The sequence below is a fragment of the Herbaspirillum sp. Sphag64 genome (assembly GCF_014192645.1).
Lineage (GTDB): Bacteria > Pseudomonadota > Gammaproteobacteria > Burkholderiales > Burkholderiaceae_D > Herbaspirillum.
On the sequence record NZ_JACHYE010000003.1, the window covers coordinates 1 to 25046 of the forward strand.

Here is a 25046-nt window from a genome sequence, read left to right on the forward strand (position 1 = left end):
CGTTGCACTACCTCATGCTTGAATTTCGTTTCGTACTTCGCCATGAAAAACACCCCAAAGGTTGGATTGGTGTCCAACTTTTGGGGTGCGGTTCACTTAGCCGAGGCATTTGCAAAAGCAGGCGGTCATGAGCAACCCACCTGCCGAGGAGAAAGCGGGGAAGCGCGCAGGCGCTTCCAGTCGCTTATTTCTTGCGCGAAGTAGCCTTGACGGTGGCTTGGGACAATTGTTCGACTGCACTCGAGACATTGCTTTCCAGCGCTTCGGCTGCCTGCTTGGCGGTCTTGCTGAATTGTTCGTAACCGGCGTTGAAATTCCCGATCGTGCTCTTGACCAGTGAAATTGCCGACTCAGACCCTGCCGGAGCGTTCTTTGATGCTTCATCAATCAGCGAGATGACCTTGCGATTGGCTTCGGCGATCTGTACTTCTGCCGTCTTGGTCAATTCTGCCTGGGTTGAAGAAAAGATACCTGCCAGATGACGGCCATAGGCCAGGCTCTTTTCCACTGCTGGTTGAGTATGGGCGCTCGAGAGCGAGAAAAATTCCTGTGCATCTTTTGCAGACAGCAGCTTGTGTGCTGCATCCTGACCTTCTTCCAGAGAAGATTTGGTCGCTTTCAGATTCAGGTCGATCAGTTTTTCCACGCCTTCAAACGTCTTGTGGGCAAATTGGTTAAACAACGCAATTTGCGCTTCTACGTTGGCTTTGGTCGCTGCAGAAAATTGTTCAGTGAAGGTTGTCATATGCTCAGTCCTTTGGTCCTAATCAAGTAGATACAAGTAGATAAAGCGAAAAAGTATATGCACCCGTTTTTTTACAACTCGATTTGTGCGGTGCACAATATGGATTCTAAGATAACCCAATCCATTGTCAATAGGCACAATTGACTTTTTAAAATAATTCTGGGTAGTTTTTGATTTGCCGCATAAAACCTCTTTCATCTTGGCAATATGGCCATCATGGCGTGATGTTTGTGTTCAAGGCGGTGAAGCAAGTTGATGTAAAGAAATAAGTGAGGAATTTCTGTGCGTGCGTATTACAGTGACCATTTTGTCTTGCCTTTGCCGCCAGGCCATCGGTTTCCGATGGCTAAGTACCGGATGATTCGGGAAGGGGTGGCGCAAGGTGTCGTATCGGTCGAGTTTCATGAGGCAGCTGCAGCTACCGATGGCGTGCTGGCATTGGCTCATCATCCGGTCTACGTGGATCAGGTATCGCGTGGTGTATTGCCTGAGCGGGTGCAGAAAGACATTGGTTTTCCCTGGTCACTGCAAATGGTGGAGCGCTCCCGACGTTCTACCGGCGCCACCATTGCCGCCTGTCGCAGTGCGCTGGAACAAGGAGTCGCCGTCAATCTGGCAGGCGGAACCCATCATGCTTATGCTGACCGCGGTGCCGGCTTTTGCGTATTCAATGATGCGGCCGTGGCAGCGCGCTTGATGCAGGCAGAACGGCGCGTCAAACGCGTTGCAGTAGTTGATCTCGATGTGCATCAGGGTAATGGTACCGCCTCCATTCTGGCCAATGACGATTCAGTGTTCACCTTGTCGCTGCACGGTCAGAACAATTATCCGTTCGAGAAAGAACGCAGTGACCTCGACGTGGCCTTGCCCGATGGCGTCACTGATGATGATTATCTGGAAGCGCTCGAGGGTGCCCTGTCACAGCTCATGCAGCGCTTTGTGCCAGAGCTGATCATTTATCTGGCAGGAGCCGATCCGCACGAAGGAGATCGGCTGGGCCGCATGAAACTCACTCTGGCAGGACTGGCAGCGCGTGACCGACAGGTCTTTGCGCTAGGGCGACAACATCGGATCCCCATTGCGGTGGCGATGGCAGGCGGCTACGGCAAGAAAATTGAAGATACCGTTGCAGTGCACGTGCAAACGATCTCGATTGCGGCTCAATATACGTCAAATATTGTATAAATCGCTCTAAAATTCAATATCATTCATCATCTTTGTCTTTTGTTGTCGCACTGCTGTTACTGGTCTCAGCAGTGTCGGCTGGCATGAGTGTGACCAGCTTCAGGTCAGGTCGGTGTGCAACCCGGAAGTTGACCTGCTGATAGGTCAGCAAGCCGCGCGCCGGGTGATGAAACTGGCGCCTGCCACCTTCCCGTTCCACGACATCCTGCAAGCGCCAGGCCCGCTTGAACAAACTGCTGCGTGCAGACAAGTCTTCCACCATGCGATGCAATTGCGGGTCATCCAGATAATGTCCGCAGTCGGCGCGGAACTCTGCCACCAACCTGTGCGCGCGTTGCTCCCAATCGGTAATGAGATGTTGTGAGGCCGGATTGCAAAGCGTAAAGACCAACAAATTAGTGCTCTCGCTACGACTACTGAGCCAGCCGACGAACAAGCTGCGCGCGGGGCTGTTCGAGGCCAGAGCATTCCAATACCTATCCAGAACGTAAGCCGGTGCTCTGATGCTGTTGACCACGGCCAATATGTCTTCAGGCACAGGCTCATCATAGTCACTGGGTTGCGCCGGATCTTTCTTCTCTGCCAATTCAAACAAATAGGCGCGCTTGGCACGCGGCAGGTGGAGCGTGTCTGCAATTCTTGCCAAGGCCTGAGGCGAGATCGAGTCCGATCGACCCTGTTCGATCCAGGTGTACCAGGTCACGCTGATGCCGCACAGTTGTGCCACTTCTTCGCGCCGCAGGCCTGGTGTACGCCGTCGTGTTGCATGGCTGAGATGTCCCACGCCCGCTTGGGCCGGCGTGATTTGTTCGCGTTGCGACTTGATGAATTCACCCAGTGCGCGGCGCTTGTTGTCGTCAGTGAGCATGATCCTGTTATCTTTAGTAATAGTATAAATGCTGAACTTGTACCAGCATCCAGGATGATTAGACTAGCGTTGCCGTGTGCGGTCAATAGGGATCGCCGTTTGGTTAATTCGTCAACTTCACCATCTTAAGGAGCCTGTCATGCGTAGTCACAATCAGCTTATTTCGGAACAATTCGGCAGCACCGCTGCTGCCTACCTGACCAGCGCAGTGCATTCGCAGGGGGCGGATCTGCAAGAGCTTGCAGCCTATGTTGCAGCCAGTGCCACTGACAATGCCGGTGGTGTCAAAGCAGTCAGGGTACTGGATCTCGGATGTGGCGGCGGGCATGCCAGTTTTGCCATGGCAGCTCATGCGGCGGAAGTGGTCGCTTATGACTTGTCGGCATCGATGCTGGAAGTGGTACATCAGGCCGCACGGGAACGCGGCCTCGGCAACGTTGTGATTCAGCAGGGCAGTGTTGATCAATTGCCCTTTGCCGATGCCAGCTTTGATCTGGTGTGCACGCGCTACAGTGCGCATCATTGGCGTGGCTTGCCCCAGGCTTTGCTGGAAGTGGTGCGGGTGCTCAAGCCGGGTGGTCGTTTTATCCTCATCGATACGGCGGCACCTGAGGATGTTCTGGCTGACAGCTATGTGCAAGCGATCGAACTGTTGCGTGATACATCACATGTGCGAAACGTCAGTCCGTCTTCCTGGAAAAAGCTGCTGAGCCAGGCTGGGCTGGTGATTGCGTCCGAGAAAACATGGAAGTTGCCGCTAGAGTTCTCTTCCTGGATCGCCCGCATGCGCACACCGCCACATCATGTACGCGCAATCGAGTCGCTCTGGCAGTCGGCACCCGCAGAAGTACGTGAATATTTTCGGCTCGCGGAAGATTATTCATTCGAGATCGATACAGTCATGATCGAGGCAATTAAGCGTTGATGATGTCAATACGGCGATGAATCTGCAATGGTTGGCAAAGCTGGTCTAGAGCAGGCAAGATTGGTGACGAAAATCTTGCCTGCAGGTCAACCTGGCATGGAAGATGTTCGTTAATCGCAGCACATCCTGCCGATTCAGCACAGAGAATTGCCGCAAGTTTATGCCTTTGTTGTTTCGATGGCATGGCGCTTGAGCAGCCTAGACTGATATCATGCGTGGGTTTTAATTTAATGTGCTGGCGGATCGGTTTTACGCGAACCGGAAGGCCCGGGGAAACCGAGAAAAACATTACATCGAGTTGTTCCTAACAACGTTCCGTAATTTTTCTAGAATTTTGTTTAAATAATTGCGCTAACTGCCTAATTATCTTGCGATTTTCCCTTGGTTTGCTACACTGCCAACAGTTTCATGTACGTATTATTCAGGGGGAGATCCGCCAATGCTTAAATCTGCGCTAGCTGCAACTACGACGCTTCTTTTTGTGCTGGTCACGATGGGCCCTGTTGCCGCACAGGATGCGGGTACCGCCAACAAGACGCCAACCAAGAAGACAGCCTTCAGGAAGCCTGTCGTCAAGAGTAGGCCAGCCGCCGCTCGCAGAGTGGTAGCGGTCAAGCCTGCGCAACATCGCCGGGTGGTACGTAAGGTGGTTGCTGTGAATCATCGGCCAGGTATCCAGCGAGCATCATTTATTCCAGTCGCACCTGTAGAAACCGCCGGTGATCTCGCTGGTCTGAACCGTACTCCTGATCCCTTGTCGCTGCGCTCCAATGTGGCATTGGTGATTGATCAGGCAACGTCGCAGGTATTGTTTGAAAAAAATTCCACAGTCGCTTTGCCGATTGCTTCGGTGACCAAGCTGATGACGGCAACCGTTGTTGTCGAAGCGCATCAGAACATGGATGAAGTTCTCACCGTGACGGAAGACGACGTCGATCGTGAAAAGCACAGCAGCTCGCGCCTGCGTGTGGGTGCGCAACTGTCGCGTGATGACATGCTGCACATCGCCCTGATGAGCTCTGAAAATCGCGCTGCTTCGGCACTGGGACGTAATTATCCGGGTGGTGTCACAGCCTTTGTTGCGGCCATGAATGCCAAGGCTCGTGCGCTTGGAATGACCGATACCCACTACGCCGATCCAACCGGTCTGGACAGCCGTAATGTGGCCAGTGCCCGCGATCTGGCCAAGCTGGTCGTGTTTGCCTACAACTATCCTATCCTGCGCCAATATTCGACTGATGCAAAATATGTCGTCGAGCCAAGCGGTCGTCCATTGCAATATGCCAGCTCCAATCGTCTGGTTGCCAGCAAGGATTGGGATATTGAATTGCAAAAAACAGGTTTCATCAATGAAGCAGGTCATTGTCTGGTCATGCTGACCAAAATCGATGGCCGTTCGGTGCTGATGGTGTTCCTCGACTCCAAGGGCCGCGCTTCCCACGTCGCCGATGCTGCGCGTATGCGGCGCTGGTTGACCGAGCAGGGGCCGCAGAATCTGACACGCATGAATTTGCGTGCCCGTGCTGACGAAAGTTGATCTTATCGCTAGCGTGCAGCAGTGGCGCTTGCATCAGCCAGTCAAACAAAAAGGCGAACCATCTGGTTCGCCTTTTTGTATTGCAGCGTCTTTTTATATTGCACTCAGACGATGCCGCTGCTGCTGACTCCGCTGCGTGCAGGGCGCTCCTCATGTTTCTGCTCACGATAGCCACTGACGCGATAGCAATGGACCGGATCTGCAGCACCGCCGGCACGTACGCGGGCCATGGCCATAATCGGGCCGACATCAGTGCGGAATGCCTGTTTGAGCATCTGTGCTGCCATCAAGGCATCATTGTTTTGCTGATAATGTCCCAGAATGCTGAGATCCACCAAGGCTGATTGCAGATACGCACGTTGTACTTCCACGGCGCTTGTCATCAGACTCTCGATTGGATCGGTCACATTATGCGACTGGTCCAGCATGTAGGCAGGCTTGAATTGCGCGCCATCGCGGATTGCCGCATCGCGCAACTCATTGAAGATGAGGAACAGCTGGAAAGGATTAATGCTGCCAGAATCCAGATCATCGTCGCCATACTTGCTGTCGTTGAAATGGAAGCCGCCGAGTTTTCCGAACTGCGCCAGACGTGCCACGATCATTTCGATATTGGTATTCGGTGCATGGTGCCCCAGATCAACCAGACATTTGGCTTTGGGACCGAGTTCTGTCGCGCAGGCGAAGCTGGTGCCCCAATCGGCAATGGTGGTGGCGTAAAAGGCTGGTTCAAACAGCTTGTGTTCAATATAGATGAGCCAGTCAGGCGGTAGCGCATCATAGATGTCGCGCATGCTTTCCAGATAATTCTCCAGCGCAGTGCGTAAATTATGTTGTCCGGGGAAGTTGGATCCATCACCCACCCACACGGTCAATCCTTTCGATCCCAGACTATGTCCAAGCTCGATGCAGTCGATATTGTGTGCAACCGCCTGCGCACGCACGGCTGGATCGCGCGCAGTCAGGCTGCCATATTTGTAACTCAATGCCTGACCAGAGGCATCCTGGAACGTGTTTGAGTTGACGATATCAAAATGCAGGCCCCGCGCCTCGGCGATTTCGCGTAGTGCACGTGGATCCTGAGTGCGATCCCAGGGGAAGTGCAGCGATACGCCCGGCGTCGCGCGGGTAAGCTGGTGGATCGTTGCGCAGTCATCAATTTTTTCGAAAACATTGCGTGGCTCACCTTGTCCCGGGAAGCGGGCAAAGCGGGTACCGCCGGTACCCACACCCCAGCTCGGTAGTGATACGGCAAAGTCAGCCGCCATCCGGGTCAATGTTTCAATATCGATACCGCGGCGTTGCAGCACGCCGGCCAGAGCATCATAGTCAGCTTGCAGCTGGCTGCGCAGACGCGCATTCTGCTGGGCGATGAAATCGTCTTGGATCAGGTAGGGCATGTTGTCTCCATAGTTTGTTTTGTGGTCTCGGCGCAGTGCGCCGGACATGTCTTATCAGTGATGGTGATCATTTACCGAGCGTATTTAACGTGTAAAGGCCGCGGCATTGCCTGCATCAACGTTGAGAATATTGCCGGTGCTCTTCGCCGATTTTTCGCTGACGAAGAAATAGACCGCCTCTGCAATATCTTCCGGCAAGACGCTGCGCTTGAGCAGGCTGCGCTGGCGATAGAATTCCTCAATATTTTCCGTTTCGATCTTGTTGGAGGCGGCGCGCTCCTCCTTCCATTTTCCATCCCAGATGCGCGAACCACGAATGACAGCATCGGGATTGACGACGTTGACGCGGATGCCATGCGGTGCACCTTCGAGCGCAATGCAGCGTGCCAGATGAATCTCGGCAGCCTTGGCGGTGCAATAAGCCGAGGCGCCGGCAGAGGCAACCAGACCATTCTTGCTGGCGACGTAGACAATACTGCCACCCAGTCCCTGCGCAGTCATGCTGCGGAAGGCGCTGCGACTGACCAGAAAATAACCGGTTGCCAGCACTGACATGTTACGTTCCCAGACGTCAAGACTAGTATCTTCGAGCGGAGATGCTGAGGCGATCCCCGCGTTGGAGACCAGCAAATCGATGCCACCGAAGCGCAGCGCAACGCTCTGCAGCACTTGTTCGACTTCACCTTCTTTGGTGATATCGGCACGCGCGACGCTGATGGCATCCGGGCCGCCTTGCTTGAGCAAGCTTTGATAGGCACTGTCAATCGCGCTCTGATCAATATCGGTCAACATCACGCATGCACCTTCGGCCAGCAGTTGGCGCGCTACCGCCTGACCGATGCCGCCGGCACCACCGGTCACCAATGCGACTCGTCCGGCGAGGCTCTTGGGCTTGGGCATGCGTTGCAGTTTGGCTTCTTCCAGCAGCCAGTACTCGATGTCAAAAGCTTCCTGTTCCGGCAGACCGACATAAGTATCGACGCCGTTGGCGCCGCGCATGACATTGATTGCATTGATATAGAACTCGCCGGCGATACGCGCAGTTGCCTTGTCCTTGGCAAAGGACAGCATGCCCACACCCGGGATCAGATAAATGATCGGATTGGCATCGCGCATGGCTGGGCTGTTGCTGCGACGGCAGCGTTGGTAATAGGCGCTGTAATCTTGACGATAATCTTCCAGCGCCTGATCGAGGCTCGCAACCAGTGCGTCGAAATCGGGTGCCGCGGGTGAGAAGTCCAGCACCAATGGCCGGATCTTGGTGCGCAGGAAATGATCGGGGCAAGAGGTGCCAAGCGCCGCCAGTGCAGACAGATCGCGACTGCAGACAAATTCCAGCACAGCGGCGCTATCGTCGAAATGCCCCAGCTTGAATTCCTGCTTGCTGATCTTGCCGCGCAGCAGTGGCATCAGCCGTGCGGCAAGGGCGGCGCGCTCGGCAGCTGGCAGGGCGCTATGTAGCGTGCCGCCAAAGGCGGGTGTACGGCTATTGGCTGCCAGCCATGTGTCGGCACGACGAATGATATCGATGGTTGTTTCATAGCAGGATTTGGCGCTATCGCCCCAGGTGAACAAACCATGTCCCTCCAGGACGATGCCCTTCAGCTGTGGCTGTTCGCGTGCCACTTTTTCCAGCTTCAAACCAAGGTCATAGCCAGGGCGTTGCCACGGCAACCAGCCCAGTTCGCCGCCGAAGATGCTGGCGGTCAGCGCCGCACTATTCTTGCAGGCCGCAATGGCAATGACCGCATCCGGATGCATGTGATCCACGTGAGCGTGCGGGATATAGGCGTGCAACGGTGTATCAATACTGGCCGCTCGCGGGTTCAGATTGAAGGTGCAATGCGGCAGATACGCGACCATCTCATCTTCATGTTCGAGGCCGCGATAGCGGGCACGCAAGGCTTGCAGCTTCTCCATGTACAGCGTCGAAAATCCATCAAGGCGAATACTGCCAAGATCACCACCCGAACCTTTGACCCAGAGCACCTCGGTAGCCTGCCCCGATAGTGGATCCTGCATGCTGATCTTGGCAGAGGTATTGCCGCCACCGAAATTGGTGATGGCCTTGTCAGCCCCGAGCAAATTGGAACGGTATAGCAGCAGTTGTGGTTCGTCGAGCGTGGCTGCATAGGTGTTATCCCAGGCGGAAACAATGCGTGGCGTACTGGTCGGGGCGGGCGCAGATTTGGCATCTGCAAAGAGGGTCGTTGTCATGGCGTCTCCGGTAATGTTTTATAGGTAATCTGAAGCGGATGTGTTGCGGGCCTTCCTGATCTGATCGGACCCTGATGCACAGAATGAAGTAGAAAACAGTCGACAATCAGAGTCAATCGTTCTGCAATCAACTTTTTGATTGATTGTGAAGTAATCATCAAGTTGATTGATTGTGGATTGACTTGTTTTTCGTGGATCGCTTAGTCTTGCAGCATAACGAAAAGCACTGAAATGGATGTCGTGGCAATGACCACGATGCGCAGTGCCACATGATGGAGACAAGCATGATCAACCACAAACGCCGCAAGCGGCTGCTCGGGCTGGTGAGCGACCATGGCAACGCTACCGTTGAGCAATTGTGTCAATGGCTCAATGCGTCGGCCGCGACGGTGCGACGTGATATTGCCTGGCTGTCCGAGCGCAATATGCTCAACCGCATTCGTGGCGGTGCCGAACAGGTCGCGCCCAAACGCAATCCCTATGCGCTTTCGGGAGAAAGCTTTCAGGCGAGTCTGGCCTGCTTTCCTGCACAAAAGCGGGCTATCGCCAAATATGCTGCCAGTCTCTGTGAAGATGGCCAGACCATCATCATCAACGGTGGCACCACGACCTTCATGATGGCCGAATATCTGGCCGACAAGCAGCTCAAGATTCTGACCAATTCCTTCCTGATGGCGGAGCGACTGCTGACCACTAGTGAAAACCAGATCATCGTTCCCGGCGGTCAGGTTTATCGCGAGCAGAACGTGATCCTGAGCCCCTTCGACAACGACATTACCCAACACCATTACGCCGCTAAGATGTTCATGGGCGTATATGGCCTGTCGATGCTGGGACTGATGGAAGTTGATCCGCTCCTGATTCAGGCAGAAAAGCGTCTGATCGGTCAGGCAGAAGAGTTGATTGTACTGATCGATAGTTCCAAGTTTTCCCGCAAGGCTGGTTTGATTCTGTGCGCACTGAACCGAGTCAATTGTCTGATCACCGACGATCAGGCTAGTGATGCGGCGGTACAGATGCTGGAGCAGGCGGGTGTCAATGTCGTGACGGTGGCAGCAACACCAGAACTGGCGCTGGCGGACTGAACGTCGGCTACCGGAACAGACCCGGCAGCGACTGCAGCAAAAGGCCAATCGTCCATTCGAGTGTGGCCTTCATTTCACTATAACAGGAGACATTTCATGATAAGAAGAACCGCAGCTACTGCCGCATTGCGCGCAGGGATCGCGACCCTGCTGGTCGCTACATTCGGCTGGACTTTACCAGCCATCGCCGCAGACAAGGTACGTATTGCGATGGTCGTCAAGAGTCTGGGTAACGGCTTTTTCGACGCCGCCCATGAAGGTGCGAAGGAAGCGGCACAACAGCTCGGTGACGTCGAGATCATTTACACCGGCCCCACCACACCGACGGCAGAAGGGCAGATTGAAATCATCAATTCTCTCATCAGCCAAAAGGTCGATGCCATCGTGATCTCGGCCAATGATGCCAACGCCTTGGTGCCGATTACCAAGAAGGCGATGCAACGTGGGATCAAGGTCGTGTCCTTTGATAGCGGTATCGCCCGTCAGGGGCGCCTGATGCAACTCAATCCGTCCAATGCCGAGCTGATCGGTCGCAAGCAGATTCAAATGGCATCTGAAGCCATCGGTGGTAGCGGCGACGTCGCCATTCTGTCGGCCACGGCGCAGGCGACCAATCAGAATATCTGGATTGGCGAAATGAAGAAGGCGCTGGCTAAACCGGAGTTTGCCAAAATCAAGCTGGTCGCAACCGTCTATGGTGATGACCAGTCCGACAAGAGCTATCGCGAAGCGATTGGCCTGTTACGCAGCTATCCCAACCTGAAGGCCATCATTGCGCCAACCACCGTTGGTATCAACGCCGCTGGTAAAGCAGTGGTCGACGAGAAGCTGGTGGGCAAGGTCTACGTCACTGGTCTGGGATTGCCATCGGAGATGGCAGGGCATGTTAAGAGTGGTGCTGTGAAGAGCTTTGCAATTTGGAATCCGATCGATCTCGGTTATGCCTCCACCTATGCGGCCTATGAGTTTGTCAAAGGCCGCGCCCAGGGTAAGCCGGGCGAAACGATTGCTGTTGGCCGGATGGGTAGCATCAAGCTCGACGACAGCGGTGAAGCTGCGCTGGCACCGCCGTTCACTTACGACGCCAGCAATGTCGATAAATTTGCCAAGATTTTCTGATCTGCGTCAGGTCGGGACGACTTGATGCCCACCGGTGTCGTCCCGCGCATCACGATTTGCGTGGGGGTGTTCTCTGCATTCCAATATCATTACTGAACCGACATGTCTTCTTCTGTCTTATCTGTCCATGACAGCCTGTTTTCGGGCTCGCAGCTTGTCCCTGAAGGTATTGCGTCGACTGTGGCCGATCAGGCGCAGGCACCAGTACTGGAATTGTCCGGCATCAGCAAACGCTTTCAGGGCATTGTAGCGCTCCAGGATGTCGGCTTTTCCCTGCGTCCTGGCGAAGTCATGGCCTTGCTGGGCGAAAATGGTGCCGGCAAATCCACGCTGGTCAAGATCCTGACGGGAATTCATCAACCCGACGAAGGCGCGATCCGGCTTGGTGGCAAGACAGTCTCGTTTGCCACGCCGCAGGCTGCGATACAAGCGGGTATCACGGCGGTACACCAGGAAACCGTCATGTTTGAAGAGCTGACGGTGGCCGAGAATATCTATATCGGCCGTCAGCCGTTGCGCGGCATGCCGGGACGGATTGATTGGCAACGCATGCAGAGCGAGGCGGCGCAACTATTTGCCCGGCTTGAGGTCGAGTTGCCGGTGACGGCGAAGGTCAAGGACCTGAGCGTGGCGCAACGGCATTTTGTTGAAATTGCCCGTGCCTTGTCGCAGCAGGCACAGGTGGTCATCATGGATGAGCCGACTGCGGCTTTGTCACAGCGCGAAATCCGTGAACTGTATCGGATCATCGGACAGCTGCGTGCTAGCGGTACGGCCGTGATTTTCATTTCACACAAGTTCGATGAGATATTTGCTGTTGCCGATCGCTACACGGTACTGCGCGATGGCTGCTTCATCGCCGCTGGCGCGTTGGCTGATATCAGTGAACCGCAACTGGTGGCCCTCATGGTCGGACGCGAAGTCGGGCAAGTCTTCCCCCATCACGAGATTGCCGACCCTGAGGCTGCACCGGTGGTGCTGGAGGTGGAGCATTTTTCGCATCCGACTGAATTCCACGACGTCAGCTTCAGCTTGCGGCGCGGTGAGGTCATCGGATTTTATGGCCTCGTCGGTGCCGGTCGTTCCGAGTTGATGCAGGCCTTGTTTGGGCTCTCTCCAGCGGCGCACGGCACGTTGCGTATGGAAGGCCAGACCTTGCGGATTACCTCGCCAGCACAAGCGATTGCGGCCGGTATCGCCTATGTGCCGGAAGATCGTCAGCATCAAGGTGTCTTGCTGTCATTGCCGATATTTCAAAATATTACCTTACCGGTGCTCTCCGGTTTTGGCTTCTTTTTACGCCGGCATCGCCGGCGCGAAATGGAGATCAGCCGGCGTTTGAGCACCCAGCTTGAACTCAAGGCAACCCATTTTCATCAGCAGGTTGCGCAACTCTCAGGCGGCAATCAGCAAAAGGTGGTGCTCGCCAAATGGCTGGCGACCAATCCACGCGTAATCATTCTCGATGAGCCAACCAAAGGCATTGATATCGGCTCCAAGGCAGCGGTACACCGGTTCATTAGTGAGCTGGTGCAACAGGGGCTGGCGGTCATTCTGGTCTCGTCCGAGTTGCCGGAGGTACTGGGCATGGCGGATCGAGTGGTGGTGATGCATCAGGGTACCGTCCAGGAGGAGTTTGCGCGGCATGAGGCAACGCCGGAACTGCTCATGGCCGCCGCCTCAGGAAGTAGCCAGCATGCGCCGGCGCCATGCCATTTTTCTTCATAGATCTGCCTTTGTTTTGTGGAGTCGTTCATGTCAGTAACATCTTTTTCTGGTACCGCTACTGGCTTCGGTGCCAGAATTCTGCGCGGCCCGCGTGAGCCATTGCTGGCGCTCCTGATCACGCTGTTGATCGCACTGGTTGGCTGGCGTGCTCCGGTGTTCCTGAGCCTGCACAGTATGGACAATTTGCTCACCGACAGTGCCTTGATCATCATGTTGGCGCTGATCCAGATGCTAGTGATCGTGACCCGCGGAATTGACTTGTCGGTAGCATCGAATCTGGCCTTGTCGGGCATGATGGCGGCACTGCTGGCCATGCATTTCCCGCAACTTCCGGTCGAACTGGTAATTCTGTTCTCGGTGGCGATTGGCCTGACACTGGGCTTGCTCAACGGTTGGTTGATTGGTTATCTCTCATTGCCGCCTATCGTGGTCACGCTGGGTAGCATGAGCGTCTATCGCGGCCTGGTCTTTGTGCTCTCCGGCGGTGCCTGGGTCTCGTCGCGCAATATGCCGGCCGACTTCATTGCTTTTCCACTGACGCGGCTGGCCGGACTGACCTATCTGGTGTGGCTGGCGCTGCTGGCGGTGATTGCACTCTGGTCACTGGTACGCTACACCCGTTTTGGCCGCGATCTGTATGCCATTGGTAATGATCCAGTAGCGGCTGGTTATGTCGGTATCAAGGCACCTCAGCGGCTGCTTTGGACCTATGGCCTGTCGGGCGCGATGGCAGGCTTGTGTGGATATCTCTGGGTGGCCCGTTATGCCGTGGCCTATTCTGAAATTGCCTATGGCTTTGAGCTGACCGTCATCGCTGCCTGCGTGATCGGTGGGATCAGCATTGCCGGTGGTGTCGGCAATATCAGCGGGGCAGTACTGGGGGCATTATTCCTGGCGGTCATCAGCAATGCCTTGCCGATCGTACAGATTTCACCGTTCTGGCAAAGTGCCCTGACTGGCATCGTGATCCTCTGCGCTGTCATCATCAATGGCCGTGGTGAGAAAAAACGTCACAAGCAAATCCTGCCTTTACATTTTCACGCTGTCAGTAAAACCAGCAAGACCATCACGAGGATGCCGTCATGAGCACAACAAGTCTCCCCCCATCGCATACCTCTTCGGTCAATCCATCCCGTTATCGCATCAATGACCGTGGGCAGTGGCGTCTGGCAGATGTCCTCAATCACTGGGAATTTTTACTGGGCATGCTGTTGCTGGCAGTGTTTTGCATCAACAGTCTGTTTTTGCCGCATTTTCTGGATATCTATAACCTGGCCGACAGCACCTTCAATTTCAATGAAAAGGCCTTGATTGCGCTGCCGATGGCCTTGCTGATTATTTGCCGGGAAATCGATATTTCGGTCTCGGCCATCATTGCACTATCGTCGGTAGCCATTGGACTGGCCAATCACGAAGGGATACCCGCGCCGGGCCTGTATGTGATCGGCATTGGTACCGGCGCACTGTGTGGTTTGCTCAATGGTACGCTGGTGACCCGATTCGCACTGCCATCGATTGTTGTCACGATTGGGTCCATGTCGCTGTTCCGTGGACTGGCCAGCGTGGTTCTGGGGGATCAGGCATTCACCAATTATCCCGAGTTACTCAGCGATTGGGGGCAGGGCTACTTCTTTGAGATCGTGCCGCGGTCGTTCGTCATCCTCATCGTCGCCGCGATCCTGTTTGCCCTGTTGCTGCATGCCACCGTCTGGGGCCGTCGTTTATACGCGATTGGTAACAATCCGGTAGCCGCGCGATTTTCCGGGATTGCAGTGGACCGTTATCGGCTGATGCTGTTCATCCTCACCGGTGCCATGGCGGGGCTCGCCTCCTGCTTGCTGACCGGTCGCATTGGCAGCACCCGCCCCAATATCGCCATGGGCTGGGAGTTGGAAATCATCACCGTCGTCATTCTGGGCGGTGTCAGTATCAGCGGCGGAGCCGGTAGCATCGGTGGTGTGCTGTTGGCGGTGCTGACGCTGGGCATGGTTACCTACGGTCTGGCACTGGCAAATATTCCCGGGATCATCATGACCATCGTGATTGGCTTGCTGCTGCTGATCACCATTGCTGTGCCACGTCTGTTGCGCGGCAAGCAGCGCCGCTAGCCAAGGAGTGCAGATGGAACAAAAAGAACAAAGAGAACAGAACGCACAGATCGCCTTCACGATGCAGTTGCGAGCAGGCTGTGCTGACGAATACCGCCGTCGCCACGATGCGTTGTGGCCCGAGCTGGGGGAGCTGCTGCGTGCTGCCGGAATCAGTGACTACAGCATCTTTCTCGACGCTGACAGCGGCAAACTGTTTGCCGTGTTACGGCGCAGCGGTGCCCATGGTATGGATGATTTGCCCTCACACCCGCTCATGCAACGCTGGTGGCGTTACATGGCGGATTTGATGGAAACCGGCCCTGATCAGCGTCCACTGACGTTCGATTTGCAGCCGCTATTTCATCTGGAATAAGTGTTTTTCACCGCGAAGGATCGGGAATTCATGGTTGAAGCCTTAGCCGTGTTCGATATCGGCAAAACCAATATCAAACTGACACTGGTCGATGACGATGGCCGCGAACTGGTGGTACGTCGTCGCGCCAATGTGATCCGTCATGATGGCCTGTATCCGCATCATGACGTCACAGCAATTGAAAGCTGGCTGCTGGCTACGCTGAAAGAGCTGGCCCAGCAGGCCAATATTACCGCCATCGTACCCATTACCCACGGCGCGACTGCGGCGCTGGTGGATGCGCTTGATCTGGTATTGCCCATTGTCGATTACGAGCAAGGTTTGCCCGATGCCGCACTGGCGCAACAGTATGAGGCGCTGCGTGCACCATTTGGCCAGACCTGTTCACCTTTGTTAGGGCAGGGCCTGAATCTGGGACGTCAACTCCATTGGCTACAGCAGCGCTATCCTGATGCCTTTGGCCGCGCACGTCATCTCCTGATGTATCCCCAGTATTGGGCCTGGCGACTCTGCGGCGTGGCCGCCGCTGAAGTGAGCTCGCTGGGCTGCCATACGGACTTGTGGCAACCCGCACAGGCTGATTATTCGACACTGGTCAGTACTTGCGGCTGGTTACCGCTGATGCCGCCGCTACGCGCTGCCTGGGATGTGTTGGGGAACTTGCAGCCCCATCTGGCAGCGGCTACCGGGCTTTCGCCCGCATGTCGCATTCTGTGCGGAGCGCATGACAGCAATGCCTCGCTGCTGCGCTATCTCAAGGCGACGCGAGAAGGTCCGCGGACGGTGCTTTCCACTGGAACCTGGGTCATTGCCGCCGCGCTGGATGGCCGAGCAGAGCACTTGCAGGAACAAAGCGACATGCTTTGCAATGTCAATGTGCTGGGCCAGCCGGTCAGCTGCATGCGCTTCATGGGCGGTCGGGAGTTTGCCGAGCTGGCTGGCTCGCCGACCCAGGTATGCGACATCGCTGACCTTCAGATGCTGATCGATCAACACAGCATGGCTTTGCCAAGTTTTGCCGACTGCGGTGGACCTTTTGCCGGTAAAGTCGGACGTTTGCTTGGGCCATTGCCAGCATCCGCGGCGCAGCGCTATGCCATGGCAACGCTGTATTGTGTCTTGATGACCGAATATTGTCTGGAGTTACTCGATGTCCAGACGCCAGTGGTGGTAGAGGGAAGTTTTACGGCCAATCCATATTTTGCGCCTTTGCTCGCCAGCCTCGCCGGTACGCCTGCCGTCTATTGCTCTAGCGATAACAGCGGCACCACGGCTGGTGGCTGGCTGTTACACCACTGGCAGGAAAATGAGCGGTCTGCCCAACTAACGCTGCCTGCCGTGGCTACGCCGTTGCCATTACGCGGCTGGCAAGCCTATCGTCAGCAGTGGCGCATACTGATAGAGGAGCTCTCCGAGGCGGGCATTGCATCGGCGTCGATTCCCGTCACCATTGCCTGATCAGATGCACGTGAGGACAAGATCAACCTGAACCATCGTGATGGAAAGGGTATTTACACAATTCTGAAAAAAGTTGAATCCAAATCGACACCGGCTTCGTATAAGACTATGCGTGACAAAGCAGTCATTGCCTTACGATCAATCGATTCAACTTTAAAGGAATTGCCATGAACAAGCTGACTCAAGCGCTGATTTTTTCAGCCGCCCTAGCAACAACTGGTCTGGTCGCAGCCGCCGACACCGTCATGGTTGGCGGACAAAGCATGTTTCCGACCAAGGATATCGTCGATAACGCCGTCAATTCTGCCGATCACACCACACTGGTGACAGCGGTCAAGGCTGCGGGTCTGGTCGACACTCTGAAGGGCAAGGGTCCCTTTACCGTATTTGCACCGACCAATGCTGCTTTTGCCAAGTTACCGGCAGGGACGGTCGATAGCCTGGTCAAGCCAGAAAACAAGCCCACATTGACCAAGATCCTGACCTATCACGTGGTCGCCGGTAAATACGACTTCAACGCTCTGGCCAGCGCCATCCAGCAGCATGCAGGTATGGCCGAGCTGCCAACGGTCAGCGGCGGCAAACTTATGTTCATGATGAATGGTGCACACAATATCCAGGTCAAGGATGAGTCAGGTAACGTCGCCAGCATCAGCACCTACGACGTCTATCAATCCAATGGCGTCATCAACGTCATCGATACCGTTCTGATTCCCAAATAAATGTGAGCCAATATTGCCACGCATGGCGGTGATACGCCTGCGTGGTGGTCACTAGCAATAACGATTGGAAGCTACTAACTAGCATGGATAGATTCATTCTGGATGCGTTTTGTCGTATTTTTGTTGTCTTGTTGTCGGGCCGTTCGGGCTCGACAATCTACGCCATAATCATGGTCAGGCGAGCGAAGGTGCACCAGCAACCGTGCCAACGTCGGCATTACCATCGAACTGGATTTGTATGGCGTTTCCCGATAACGAGCAATTAAAGCGCTTGCTGGCGGCTGTTGCCAGACAAGATCGACAGTCTTTTGAGCAACTCTATACGGCGACGGCACCCAAGTTGCTCGGCTACGCCATGCGCGTGCTGCGGCAGCAGGAAATCGCTGAAGAGGTCTTGCAGGAGAGCTTCGTCAACATATGGAGCCACGCGGCCGACTACCAAAGCAGTCTGGCGGCCCCATTGACCTGGATGACTTCCATCGTGCGCAACAAGGCGCTCGATTTTCTGCGCAGCCCCAATGAACTCACCTCAACTCAACACAACAGCCTGGAAGACCCGGATATGCAAGACCTGATGCTCTCTCTCGAAAGCGCAGCCCTCAAGCCAGCCGATGCCTTGCAATTCAGTCAGGAAGCGCTGGCGTTGGCGCGTTGCCTGCAGCGGCTCGATGGCGCGCAGCGTCAGGCCATTGCAATGGCGTTCTATCACGATCTCACTCATGGTGAGGTCGCCAGCCAGCTCAATCTGCCATTGGGAACCGTCAAGACCTGGATTCGGCGTGGCCTGTCCAGTCTGCACGGCTGTATGAGCAAGTTGGGAGGCGTATGAACATTCGTCACAACGAAGTACTACGGGAAAAGCTGGCCGCCGAATACGTGCTCGGGACTTTGCGGGGCGGTGCGCGTCGCCGGCTTGAATCCTGGCTACTGGAAGATGCGGCCTTGCGGCGTGCTGTCGCTGAATGGCAGGACAGGCTGCTGCCGTTGTCGGAGATGGCTGCCAGAGTGCTGCCGTCGCCGCAGGTCTGGCAAGGCATTGATCGTCAGATCACTGCTGAGATTGCAGGTAAGGCGGGCAAACCCGCGCACTGGCTCGATAGTCTGCGCTTCTGGCGCGCACTCAGTATGGCTTCGTTCGCATTGTCACTCGTGCTGGCGGCTTTTATCGTGCTGCATTCGCAACAGCGTTCACCATTGGATGATTCCTCCACGATGCAGGCTAGCCTCGATCAGCAGCACGCAGCCACTGCCGGTGTCAGCTACGTTGCTGTCCTTACCGGCAAGGATGCGCAAGCCGCCATGGTAGTGACCGCTGACCAGACACGCCATCAATTACAGGTCAGGGTAGTCATGCCACAGCCGGTTACCAGCAACGAAGATTTGGAACTGTGGGCCTTGCCCGAACAGGGGCCTCCGCGCTCGCTGGGATTGCTGGTCAATCAGGGCGAGGCTATCGTTACGCTGCCCGACAGTCTGATGCTCGCACAGGTACCCGCGTTGGCAGTGTCACTGGAACATAAAGGCGGTTCCGGGAATCCAAATGCGCCCGGTGGGCCAGTGCTGCTCAAGGGAGAGTTGATCAAGATCTGAGGAAAATAGAGCAGCTTCAGGGAGGCTGAATTATTGGTAACATAGAGGCTTTTAAGCGCTGACGTTATCACGGCAAAGTGCGCACTGGAGCATCCATGATCCCAATTTCAACAGAGTCTGCAGGCGCGTCCCATCATTCCGGGCAGGAGACCGCCTGCGGTGGTTGTGGCGACAGCGCACAATTGGACATCGAATTCGAATATGCCTATCAGCCTATCGTCGATTTCAATACACGCTCTATTTACGCCTATGAAGCATTGGTGCGCGGCCCTGAAGGGGAGTCTGCAGCCAGTGTTTTGGCGCAGGTGAATGACAATAATCGCTATCGCTTTGACCAGGCCTGTCGGATGAAGGCGGTTGAAGGCGCATCTCGCTTGGGGATGCGCGAACTCCTCTCGATCAACTTCCTGCCCAATGCAGTGTATCGGCCAGAGGTCTGTATTCGCAGTACGTTCGAGGCCGCGCGCAAGCATAACTTTCCGATTGAAAACATCATTTTTGAAGTCACAGAAGGTGAACGGGTTCAGGACCGACCGCATCTCGTCAACATCTTCAGGGAGTATCGGCGCTTTGGTTTTCAGACAGCGATTGATGATTTCGGTGCCGGTTACGCCGGGCTAAACCTGCTCGCCGAGTATCAGCCGAACCTGGTGAAGATCGACATGGACCTGGTACGCAACGTCGATCAGAGTCGCCCGCGTCAGGCGATTGTGGCAGGCATCGCTGCCATCTGTCGTGATCTTGACATACGCGTGCTGGCCGAAGGTATTGAGACCCGTGCTGAACGGGATTTTCTGTTGAGAGCTGGTATCAGCCTGATGCAGGGCTACTGGTTTGCCAAACCGGCATTCAAGTCACTCGCGGTAATTGTGGACGCAGCCTGGGAATGATTGCGGCAGCCTTGCCACTGGCAGATCCTAGGATCACTTGCTCTGCTGATCGACATCAAAGCCCAGCGCAGACGAAATCTGTGCGGCGGTATTAATCAGATCATCTACCCAGTCTTCCTGCAGACGATCAGCCGGTGCCGAGATCGACAAACCGGCGACCAGCTTGCCGGAATCATCCCGGATACCGGCAGCCATGCAACGTACACCCAGCTCCAGCTCTTCGTTGTCACGCGCATAGCCGAGCGCACGCACCATGCTCAACTCGCGCTCCAGTTTGGCCAGATCGGTAATCGAATTCTTGTTGTGGCCCGCCAGTCCGGTACGGGTGGCATAGGCACGCACGGCCTTTGGGTCATCAATGGACAGGAACAGCTTGCCGGTTGAGGTCAGATGCAATGGTGCACGACCGCCAATCGCGCGCACCACCTGCATACCCGAACGCTCGGAGAAAGAGCGATCAATGTAGACGATTTCATCGCTTTGACGCACAGACAGGTTGATTGTTTGATGGGTCTTGCGATGCAGGGCGCGCATGAAATCCAGCGCTGCTTCGCGCACGCTGAGGCGGCTCTTGACGATATTACCCAACTCCAGCAAACGCATACCAAGACGATAGCTACCTGGCTCCGAGCGATCCACAAAGCGCTTGGCTACCAGATCATTAAGAATGCGGTGGGCAGTGGAAGGGTGCAGTTTGGTGGCGGCAGACAACTCCTTGAGGCTGACCGGGTCGGGATACTGGGCGAGCGCATCCAGCAGGGAGACCAGTCTTTCAATGACCTGGATGGAGATGGCGCCTGTCTCGTCGGTGGCTTCTTTTTTCATGTCCGTATTTGATGCATTGCAATAACGCTTTTATACCACATTGTGAAAAAATCAAAAAGTATGGCTATGTGCTTATATGGTTTTTAAGCAGTTTGCGAACTTCTATATTCAGCGCGATTGCGATTGCATATCTGTTTTTCGCATAATCAGAGAAGAAAGTATTCGTTCGTTTTTTTATAGCCACTCATTAACCTGTGCTCTTCCCGAAATCAAGCAATGAAGTAACAGAGAAGAGAGAAACAGATGCGCCTCAAAAAATGGATCAAGTCAGTCGCCGTAGCCTCCTTGTTCGCACAGATGGTGCCGCTGGCGCATGCTGCTGACATTTCCTTGCTCAATGTATCTTATGACCCGACGCGGGAACTCTACGCCGATTACAACAAGGCATTTGCCAAATACTGGAAAGCCAAGACCGGTGACAACGTGACCATCAAGGCCTCCCATGGTGGTTCCGGTAAGCAGGCGCGCTCCGTCATAGATGGCATCGACGCCGACGTTGTTACGCTGGCGCTGGCCTACGATATCGATGAAATCGGCGAAAAAGCCAAGCTGGTTGCGCCTGACTGGCAAAAGCGCCTGCCGAACAACAGCTCACCCTATACCTCCACCATCGTGTTCCTGGTGCGCAAGGGCAATCCCAAGCACATCAAGGATTGGGATGACCTGATCAAGCCCGGCGTGTCCGTGATTACACCGAATCCCAAGACTTCCGGCGGTGCCCGCTGGAACTACCTGGCAGCCTGGGCCTACGCCCTCAAGAAGGGTGGCAATGACGCTGCTGCACGTGACTATATCGCCAAGCTGTTCAAGAACGTACCCGTCCTCGATTCGGGTGCGCGTGGCGCCACGATCAGCTTTGTCGAACGCGGTCTTGGTGATGTGTTGCTGGCCTGGGAAAACGAAGCATTGATTTCGCTCAAGGAATGGGGGCCAGACAAGTTTGAGATCGTCGCACCGTCGATTTCGATCTTGACTGAACCACCGGTTGCCGTGGTTGACAAGGTGGTGGATCGTCGTGGCACCCGCAAGGTCGCTGAGGAATATCTGAACCACCTCTATAGCGACGAAGGACAGGAAATCATTGCCAAGAATTACTATCGTCCGATCAATCCGAAGATCGCCGCCAAGTATGCCTCGCAATATCCCAAGCTCAATCTGGTGACAGTCGACAATACCTTCGGCGGTTGGCAGAAAGCCCAGAAAGATCACTTTGCTGACGGCGCCAGCTTTGACCAGCTGTATGTCCCCAATCGCAAGTAAGACCGAAGTCTGGCTGGTCTGGTGACAGTCATTCGAGCGTAATAGTAGTCGCTCACCCGAGCGGGCTGGGCGACCAGAAGTAACGACTTATCCATACGATTTTGATCATGACGATTCTTTTGCTGGCAGGTAGTCCCTCGGCTCCATCCCGATCCACCCGCTTATTGCATCATGTTGGCGAGAAGCTGGCAGCCCTTGGGCATCGCTATACCAAACTGGAAGTGCGTGATTTGCCGGGACAGGCACTGGTGCGCGCCGATTTCAATGACAGCACGATCAAGGCTGCCATCGCGCAAGTGGCCGAAGCGTCCGCCGTCGTTGTCGCCACGCCGGTTTATAAAGCCGCTTATAGCGGTGTGTTGAAGGCTTTTCTGGATCTGTTGCCGCAGTTCGGTCTGACCGACAAGCTGGTATTGCCGCTGGCCACCGGCGGTAGTCAGTCACACATGCTGGCACTCGATTACGCGCTGCGTCCGGTGCTGTCGTCATTGGGCCCGAAGCATGTGTTGCCGAGCATTTATGCGACAGAAGCGCAGGTGACGTGGTCCGAGCAGGACGGGCTGGTCCTTGATCGCCCGATTGTCGAGCGCGTCGAAGAAGGCGTGAACCAGCTGTCGCTGAGCTTGTATGCGTTGCAGCAGCTTAACCCGGGAGCGTTCGCCGATGTGCCGTTCTCGCAGATTCGCTGTAGCGTCTGAGATCAATTTAACGCCTAGTAATCATTACCGCAGGTCGTCCGGGAAGCACCAGTTTGCTGGTGCAGCGGGGACCGCTTGTCTACAAATTCGGGAGAAAGAAGTTCATGTCCATTTTTACTGATCGTCCGTCTACACAAGCAATCCGTCGCCGCACACTTGGTGCACTCTGCGCCCTGACCCTGATGACCACTGTCGGTCTGTCTGTCTGCAACCTGGCGCAGGCAGAGTCCAACACCGTCTTGCGTATTGGCTATCAAAAGGCAGCCAGCACGCTGGTGCTGCTGAAGGCACATGGCGCACTGGAAAAGCGCCTGAAGGCACAAGGCGTTGAGGTCAAATGGGCTGAGTTTGCAGCCGGACCACAATTGCTCGAAGCCCTGAATGTCGGTTCGGTTGATTTTGGATACGTTGGTGAGGCACCACCGGTGTTCGCACAGGCCGCCGGCGCCAATTTTGTCTACAGCGCCTATGAAATTCCAACGCCGGATGCCGAAGCCATTCTGGTGCCGAAAGACTCGACATTGAAGTCGGTCGCTGATCTGAAGGGCAAAAAGGTCGCCTTCAATAAGGGCTCTGACGTGCACTGGCTGGTTGTCGCCTTGCTCAAGAAGGCAGGCCTGCGCTACAGCGATATCGAACCGGTCTATCTGGCGCCTGCCGATGCCCGCGCGGCGTTTGAAAAAGGTGCTGTTGATGCCTGGGCAATCTGGGATCCGTTCCAGGCAGCCGCCGAGAAGCAATTGCAAGCACGTCGTCTGGCCTCTGGTGTCGGTGCCGTCAGCCATCATCAATTCTTCCTTAGTGCCCGTCCGTTTGCGGAAAAACACGCTGATGTGCTGCGTATCGTGCTGGAAGAAGTGTCTCGCGAAGGGCAATGGATCCGCGCCAATACGGCGCAGGCAGCAGCCCAGCTAGCACCGATTCAAGGACTCGATCCCGATGTGATCGAAGTCGGTCTCAAGCGTTACGCCCATATCTTCAAGCCGGTTGATGCACAGGTGCTGGAAGAGCAGCAACGCATTGCTGACACTTTTTACGAACTGAAGCTGATTCCCAAGAAGATCAACGTCAGTGACGCCATATTGAAATAAATAACGCTGCTGTTTTTTATTCGGAGCAAGACATGAATGTTTTCTGGTTTATCCCTACCCATGGCGACAGCCGCTATCTTGGTACCGCCGAGGGTGGACGTCTGGTCAGTCATGACTACATGAAGCAGGTTGCTGTTGCGGCTGATACGCTCGGCTACGATGGTGTCCTGCTGCCTACCGGGCGGTCCTGTGAAGATGCCTGGGTGACGGCTGCCAGCCTGATCGGAGAAACCCGACAACTGAAGTTTCTGATCGCAGTACGCCCCGGACTGACAGCGCCAACCCTGTCGGCACGCATGGCAGCGACCTTTGACCGGCTCTCGGGCGGACGCCTGCTGATCAATGTCGTCACCGGCGGCGATCCGGTTGAGCAAGAGAGTGATGGTGTTTTTGGTACGCACGCCGAACGCTATGAGATTTCAGATGAATTCCTGAAAATCTGGCGCGATGTACTCGCCAAAACCCATACCGGTGGCGAGACCAATTTTGAAGGCAAGCATCTGAGCGTGAAGGGGGCCAAGGCACTCTATCCGTCGATTCAGAAGCCTTATCCACCGCTGTATTTCGGTGGTTCATCGGACGAGGCCATTGACCTTGCCGCCGAGCAGGTTGATGTCTACCTGACCTGGGGCGAGCCACCGGTAGCGGTCGCCGAAAAAATTGCCAAGGTGCGCGCGCGTGCCGCCAAGGCTGGTCGCACCCTGCGCTTCGGTATTCGCCTGCACGTCATCGTCCGTGAGACCAATGAGGCTGCCTGGCGTGCCGCTGACGAGCTCATCAGCAAGCTCGACGATGCCACCATTGCCAAGGCACAAGCCAGTTTTGCCAAGATGGATTCGGAAGGGCAACGTCGGATGGCAGCATTGCATGGTGGCCGCCGCGACAAGCTCGAAGTCAGCCCTAATCTGTGGGCTGGTGTCGGTCTGGTACGCGGTGGTGCCGGCACTGCCCTGGTGGGGGATGGCAAGACCGTCGCTGCGCGCATGCAGGAATATGCTGACCTGGGTATTGATACTTTCATCTTGTCTGGTTACCCGCATCTGGAGGAATCCTATCGCTTTGCTGAACTGGTCTTCCCGCTGTTGCCGCGCAAACTGAAAGAGAGTCTGCCGGGCTTTAATCTGACCGGTCCATTCGGTGAAATTGTCGGCAACATGCATGTGCCGACGGCGCCCGGATCGTCGAGCACAGCGCCACAGACCGTTGCCAGTTGAGGGGCGCAAACGTCAGGAATGAAGGA

23 protein-coding genes are annotated in these 25046 nt (G+C 55.4%); 18 read left to right on the plus strand and 5 right to left on the minus strand.

The genetic code is table 11. From position 1 onward, the window contains the following. Positions 1-184: 184 nt before the first annotated feature. Positions 185-745 carry a phasin family protein gene (locus tag FHW66_RS07165; protein WP_183379094.1) on the minus strand — a complete coding sequence of 187 codons (561 nt, stop codon included), beginning with the start codon at positions 743-745 and terminating at the stop codon, positions 185-187. Positions 746-1027: 282 nt separating this feature from the next. Between FHW66_RS07165 and FHW66_RS07170 the strand changes: the two genes are divergently transcribed. Next, positions 1028-1930 carry a histone deacetylase gene (locus tag FHW66_RS07170; protein WP_183379095.1) on the plus strand — a complete coding sequence of 301 codons (903 nt, stop codon included), beginning with the start codon at positions 1028-1030 and terminating at the stop codon, positions 1928-1930. Positions 1931-1949: 19 nt separating this feature from the next. Here FHW66_RS07170 and FHW66_RS07175 read toward each other — a convergent pair whose 3' ends face one another. Beyond that, on the minus strand, positions 1950-2798 hold the full coding sequence (locus FHW66_RS07175; RefSeq protein ID WP_183379096.1) for a helix-turn-helix transcriptional regulator: 849 nt from the start codon (positions 2796-2798) through the stop codon (positions 1950-1952). A 106-nt stretch (positions 2799-2904) separates the two neighbouring features. On the opposite strand from FHW66_RS07175, the gene FHW66_RS07180 reads away from it, so the two are divergent. Together FHW66_RS07180 and pbpG are read left to right on the plus strand one after the other, a co-directional pair. Further along, a complete protein-coding gene (locus tag FHW66_RS07180; protein WP_370543435.1) occupies positions 2905-3723 on the plus strand; it encodes a class I SAM-dependent methyltransferase in 819 nt (272 codons plus the stop codon). A gap of 439 nt (positions 3724-4162) precedes the next feature. Further along, positions 4163-5260 (plus strand): D-alanyl-D-alanine endopeptidase, encoded by a 1098-nt coding sequence (gene pbpG / locus FHW66_RS07185; RefSeq protein WP_183379098.1) that lies wholly within the window; start codon positions 4163-4165, stop codon positions 5258-5260. A 104-nt stretch (positions 5261-5364) separates the two neighbouring features. On the opposite strand, the gene rhaI is transcribed toward pbpG, so the two are convergent. Both rhaI and FHW66_RS07195 read right to left on the minus strand, forming a co-directional pair. Next, on the minus strand, positions 5365-6660 hold the full coding sequence (rhaI, locus tag FHW66_RS07190; RefSeq protein WP_183379099.1) for an L-rhamnose catabolism isomerase: 1296 nt from the start codon (positions 6658-6660) through the stop codon (positions 5365-5367). Between the two features lie 84 nt (positions 6661-6744). Next, positions 6745-8877 carry a bifunctional rhamnulose-1-phosphate aldolase/short-chain dehydrogenase gene (locus tag FHW66_RS07195; protein WP_183379100.1) on the minus strand — a complete coding sequence of 711 codons (2133 nt, stop codon included), beginning with the start codon at positions 8875-8877 and terminating at the stop codon, positions 6745-6747. A gap of 284 nt (positions 8878-9161) precedes the next feature. Here FHW66_RS07195 and FHW66_RS07200 point away from each other — a divergent pair, with 284 nt between their 5' ends. From FHW66_RS07200 to FHW66_RS07250, 11 genes are all read left to right on the plus strand, one after another. Further along, a complete protein-coding gene (locus FHW66_RS07200; RefSeq protein ID WP_183379101.1) occupies positions 9162-9962 on the plus strand; it encodes a DeoR/GlpR family DNA-binding transcription regulator in 801 nt (266 codons plus the stop codon). Positions 9963-10058: 96 nt separating this feature from the next. Next, the gene (rhaS, locus tag FHW66_RS07205; RefSeq protein WP_255458862.1) at positions 10059-11081 is read left to right on the plus strand and encodes a rhamnose ABC transporter substrate-binding protein; all 1023 of its coding nucleotides are present in this window, start codon (positions 10059-10061) and stop codon (positions 11079-11081) included. 102 nt (positions 11082-11183) lie between these two features. Further along, on the plus strand, positions 11184-12809 hold the full coding sequence (locus FHW66_RS07210) for a sugar ABC transporter ATP-binding protein (RefSeq protein ID WP_183379102.1): 1626 nt from the start codon (positions 11184-11186) through the stop codon (positions 12807-12809). 27 nt (positions 12810-12836) lie between these two features. Continuing rightward, positions 12837-13895 carry an ABC transporter permease gene (locus tag FHW66_RS07215; RefSeq protein ID WP_183379103.1) on the plus strand — a complete coding sequence of 353 codons (1059 nt, stop codon included), beginning with the start codon at positions 12837-12839 and terminating at the stop codon, positions 13893-13895. Next, positions 13892-14917: an ABC transporter permease gene (locus FHW66_RS07220; protein WP_183379104.1), complete on the plus strand. Its 1026-nt coding sequence runs from the start codon at positions 13892-13894 to the stop codon at positions 14915-14917. The genes FHW66_RS07215 and FHW66_RS07220 overlap by 4 nt, the downstream gene beginning before the upstream one ends. Before the next feature lie 13 nt (positions 14918-14930). Continuing rightward, positions 14931-15272: an L-rhamnose mutarotase gene (locus tag FHW66_RS07225; protein ID WP_183379105.1), complete on the plus strand. Its 342-nt coding sequence runs from the start codon at positions 14931-14933 to the stop codon at positions 15270-15272. 30 nt (positions 15273-15302) lie between these two features. Next, the gene (locus FHW66_RS07230) at positions 15303-16730 is read left to right on the plus strand and encodes an FGGY-family carbohydrate kinase (protein ID WP_183379106.1); all 1428 of its coding nucleotides are present in this window, start codon (positions 15303-15305) and stop codon (positions 16728-16730) included. A gap of 167 nt (positions 16731-16897) precedes the next feature. Beyond that, positions 16898-17452, plus strand: a complete 555-nt coding sequence (locus tag FHW66_RS07235) for a fasciclin domain-containing protein (protein WP_183379107.1) — start codon at positions 16898-16900, stop codon at positions 17450-17452. Between the two features lie 109 nt (positions 17453-17561). Continuing rightward, positions 17562-18281, plus strand: a complete 720-nt coding sequence (locus FHW66_RS07240; RefSeq protein WP_370543434.1) for an RNA polymerase sigma factor — start codon at positions 17562-17564, stop codon at positions 18279-18281. Continuing rightward, on the plus strand, positions 18278-19042 hold the full coding sequence (locus FHW66_RS07245) for an anti-sigma factor domain-containing protein (protein ID WP_183379108.1): 765 nt from the start codon (positions 18278-18280) through the stop codon (positions 19040-19042). The genes FHW66_RS07240 and FHW66_RS07245 overlap by 4 nt, the downstream gene beginning before the upstream one ends. 95 nt (positions 19043-19137) lie before the next feature. Beyond that, positions 19138-19932 (plus strand): EAL domain-containing protein, encoded by a 795-nt coding sequence (locus FHW66_RS07250; protein ID WP_183379109.1) that lies wholly within the window; start codon positions 19138-19140, stop codon positions 19930-19932. Between the two features lie 33 nt (positions 19933-19965). Here the strand turns inward: FHW66_RS07250 and FHW66_RS07255 are convergent, their stop codons facing one another. Further along, positions 19966-20757, minus strand: coding sequence for an IclR family transcriptional regulator (locus FHW66_RS07255; protein WP_183379110.1), 792 nt, complete (start codon positions 20755-20757; stop codon positions 19966-19968). Positions 20758-21000: 243 nt separating this feature from the next. Here FHW66_RS07255 and FHW66_RS07260 point away from each other — a divergent pair, with 243 nt between their 5' ends. The 4 genes from FHW66_RS07260 to ssuD all read left to right on the plus strand — a co-directional run bounded on the left by FHW66_RS07260 (position 21001) and on the right by ssuD (position 25020). Then, the gene (locus tag FHW66_RS07260; protein ID WP_183379111.1) at positions 21001-22017 is read left to right on the plus strand and encodes a sulfate ABC transporter substrate-binding protein; all 1017 of its coding nucleotides are present in this window, start codon (positions 21001-21003) and stop codon (positions 22015-22017) included. 107 nt (positions 22018-22124) lie between these two features. Then, complete coding sequence (ssuE, locus tag FHW66_RS07265) at positions 22125-22715, plus strand: NADPH-dependent FMN reductase (RefSeq protein ID WP_183379112.1); 591 nt, start codon at positions 22125-22127, stop codon at positions 22713-22715. Positions 22716-22819: 104 nt separating this feature from the next. Continuing rightward, on the plus strand, positions 22820-23806 hold the full coding sequence (locus FHW66_RS07270) for a sulfonate ABC transporter substrate-binding protein (RefSeq protein ID WP_183379113.1): 987 nt from the start codon (positions 22820-22822) through the stop codon (positions 23804-23806). A 32-nt stretch (positions 23807-23838) separates the two neighbouring features. Beyond that, positions 23839-25020 (plus strand): FMNH2-dependent alkanesulfonate monooxygenase, encoded by a 1182-nt coding sequence (ssuD, locus tag FHW66_RS07275; protein WP_183379114.1) that lies wholly within the window; start codon positions 23839-23841, stop codon positions 25018-25020. The last annotated feature ends 26 nt before the right edge of the window (positions 25021-25046 follow it).

Excerpts from the sequence above, each read along its gene's own strand:
- FHW66_RS07165 (WP_183379094.1), bottom strand. The coding sequence starts at position 745 with ATGACAACCTTCACTGAACAATTTTCTGCAGCGACCAAAGCCAACGTA.
- FHW66_RS07175 (WP_183379096.1), bottom strand. The coding sequence starts at position 2,798 with ATGCTCACTGACGACAACAAGCGCCGCGCACTGGGTGAATTCATCAAG.
- pbpG (WP_183379098.1), top strand. The coding sequence starts at position 4,163 with ATGCTTAAATCTGCGCTAGCTGCAACTACGACGCTTCTTTTTGTGCTG.
- rhaI (WP_183379099.1), bottom strand. The coding sequence starts at position 6,660 with ATGCCCTACCTGATCCAAGACGATTTCATCGCCCAGCAGAATGCGCGT.
- FHW66_RS07195 (WP_183379100.1), bottom strand. The coding sequence starts at position 8,877 with ATGACAACGACCCTCTTTGCAGATGCCAAATCTGCGCCCGCCCCGACC.
- FHW66_RS07200 (WP_183379101.1), top strand. The coding sequence starts at position 9,162 with ATGATCAACCACAAACGCCGCAAGCGGCTGCTCGGGCTGGTGAGCGAC.
- rhaS (WP_255458862.1), top strand. The coding sequence starts at position 10,059 with ATGATAAGAAGAACCGCAGCTACTGCCGCATTGCGCGCAGGGATCGCG.
- FHW66_RS07210 (WP_183379102.1), top strand. The coding sequence starts at position 11,184 with ATGTCTTCTTCTGTCTTATCTGTCCATGACAGCCTGTTTTCGGGCTCG.
- FHW66_RS07215 (WP_183379103.1), top strand. The coding sequence starts at position 12,837 with ATGTCAGTAACATCTTTTTCTGGTACCGCTACTGGCTTCGGTGCCAGA.
- FHW66_RS07220 (WP_183379104.1), top strand. The coding sequence starts at position 13,892 with ATGAGCACAACAAGTCTCCCCCCATCGCATACCTCTTCGGTCAATCCA.
- FHW66_RS07225 (WP_183379105.1), top strand. The coding sequence starts at position 14,931 with ATGGAACAAAAAGAACAAAGAGAACAGAACGCACAGATCGCCTTCACG.
- FHW66_RS07230 (WP_183379106.1), top strand. The coding sequence starts at position 15,303 with ATGGTTGAAGCCTTAGCCGTGTTCGATATCGGCAAAACCAATATCAAA.
- FHW66_RS07235 (WP_183379107.1), top strand. The coding sequence starts at position 16,898 with ATGAACAAGCTGACTCAAGCGCTGATTTTTTCAGCCGCCCTAGCAACA.
- FHW66_RS07245 (WP_183379108.1), top strand. The coding sequence starts at position 18,278 with ATGAACATTCGTCACAACGAAGTACTACGGGAAAAGCTGGCCGCCGAA.
- FHW66_RS07250 (WP_183379109.1), top strand. The coding sequence starts at position 19,138 with ATGATCCCAATTTCAACAGAGTCTGCAGGCGCGTCCCATCATTCCGGG.
- FHW66_RS07255 (WP_183379110.1), bottom strand. The coding sequence starts at position 20,757 with ATGAAAAAAGAAGCCACCGACGAGACAGGCGCCATCTCCATCCAGGTC.
- FHW66_RS07260 (WP_183379111.1), top strand. The coding sequence starts at position 21,001 with ATGCGCCTCAAAAAATGGATCAAGTCAGTCGCCGTAGCCTCCTTGTTC.
- ssuE (WP_183379112.1), top strand. The coding sequence starts at position 22,125 with ATGACGATTCTTTTGCTGGCAGGTAGTCCCTCGGCTCCATCCCGATCC.
- FHW66_RS07270 (WP_183379113.1), top strand. The coding sequence starts at position 22,820 with ATGTCCATTTTTACTGATCGTCCGTCTACACAAGCAATCCGTCGCCGC.
- ssuD (WP_183379114.1), top strand. The coding sequence starts at position 23,839 with ATGAATGTTTTCTGGTTTATCCCTACCCATGGCGACAGCCGCTATCTT.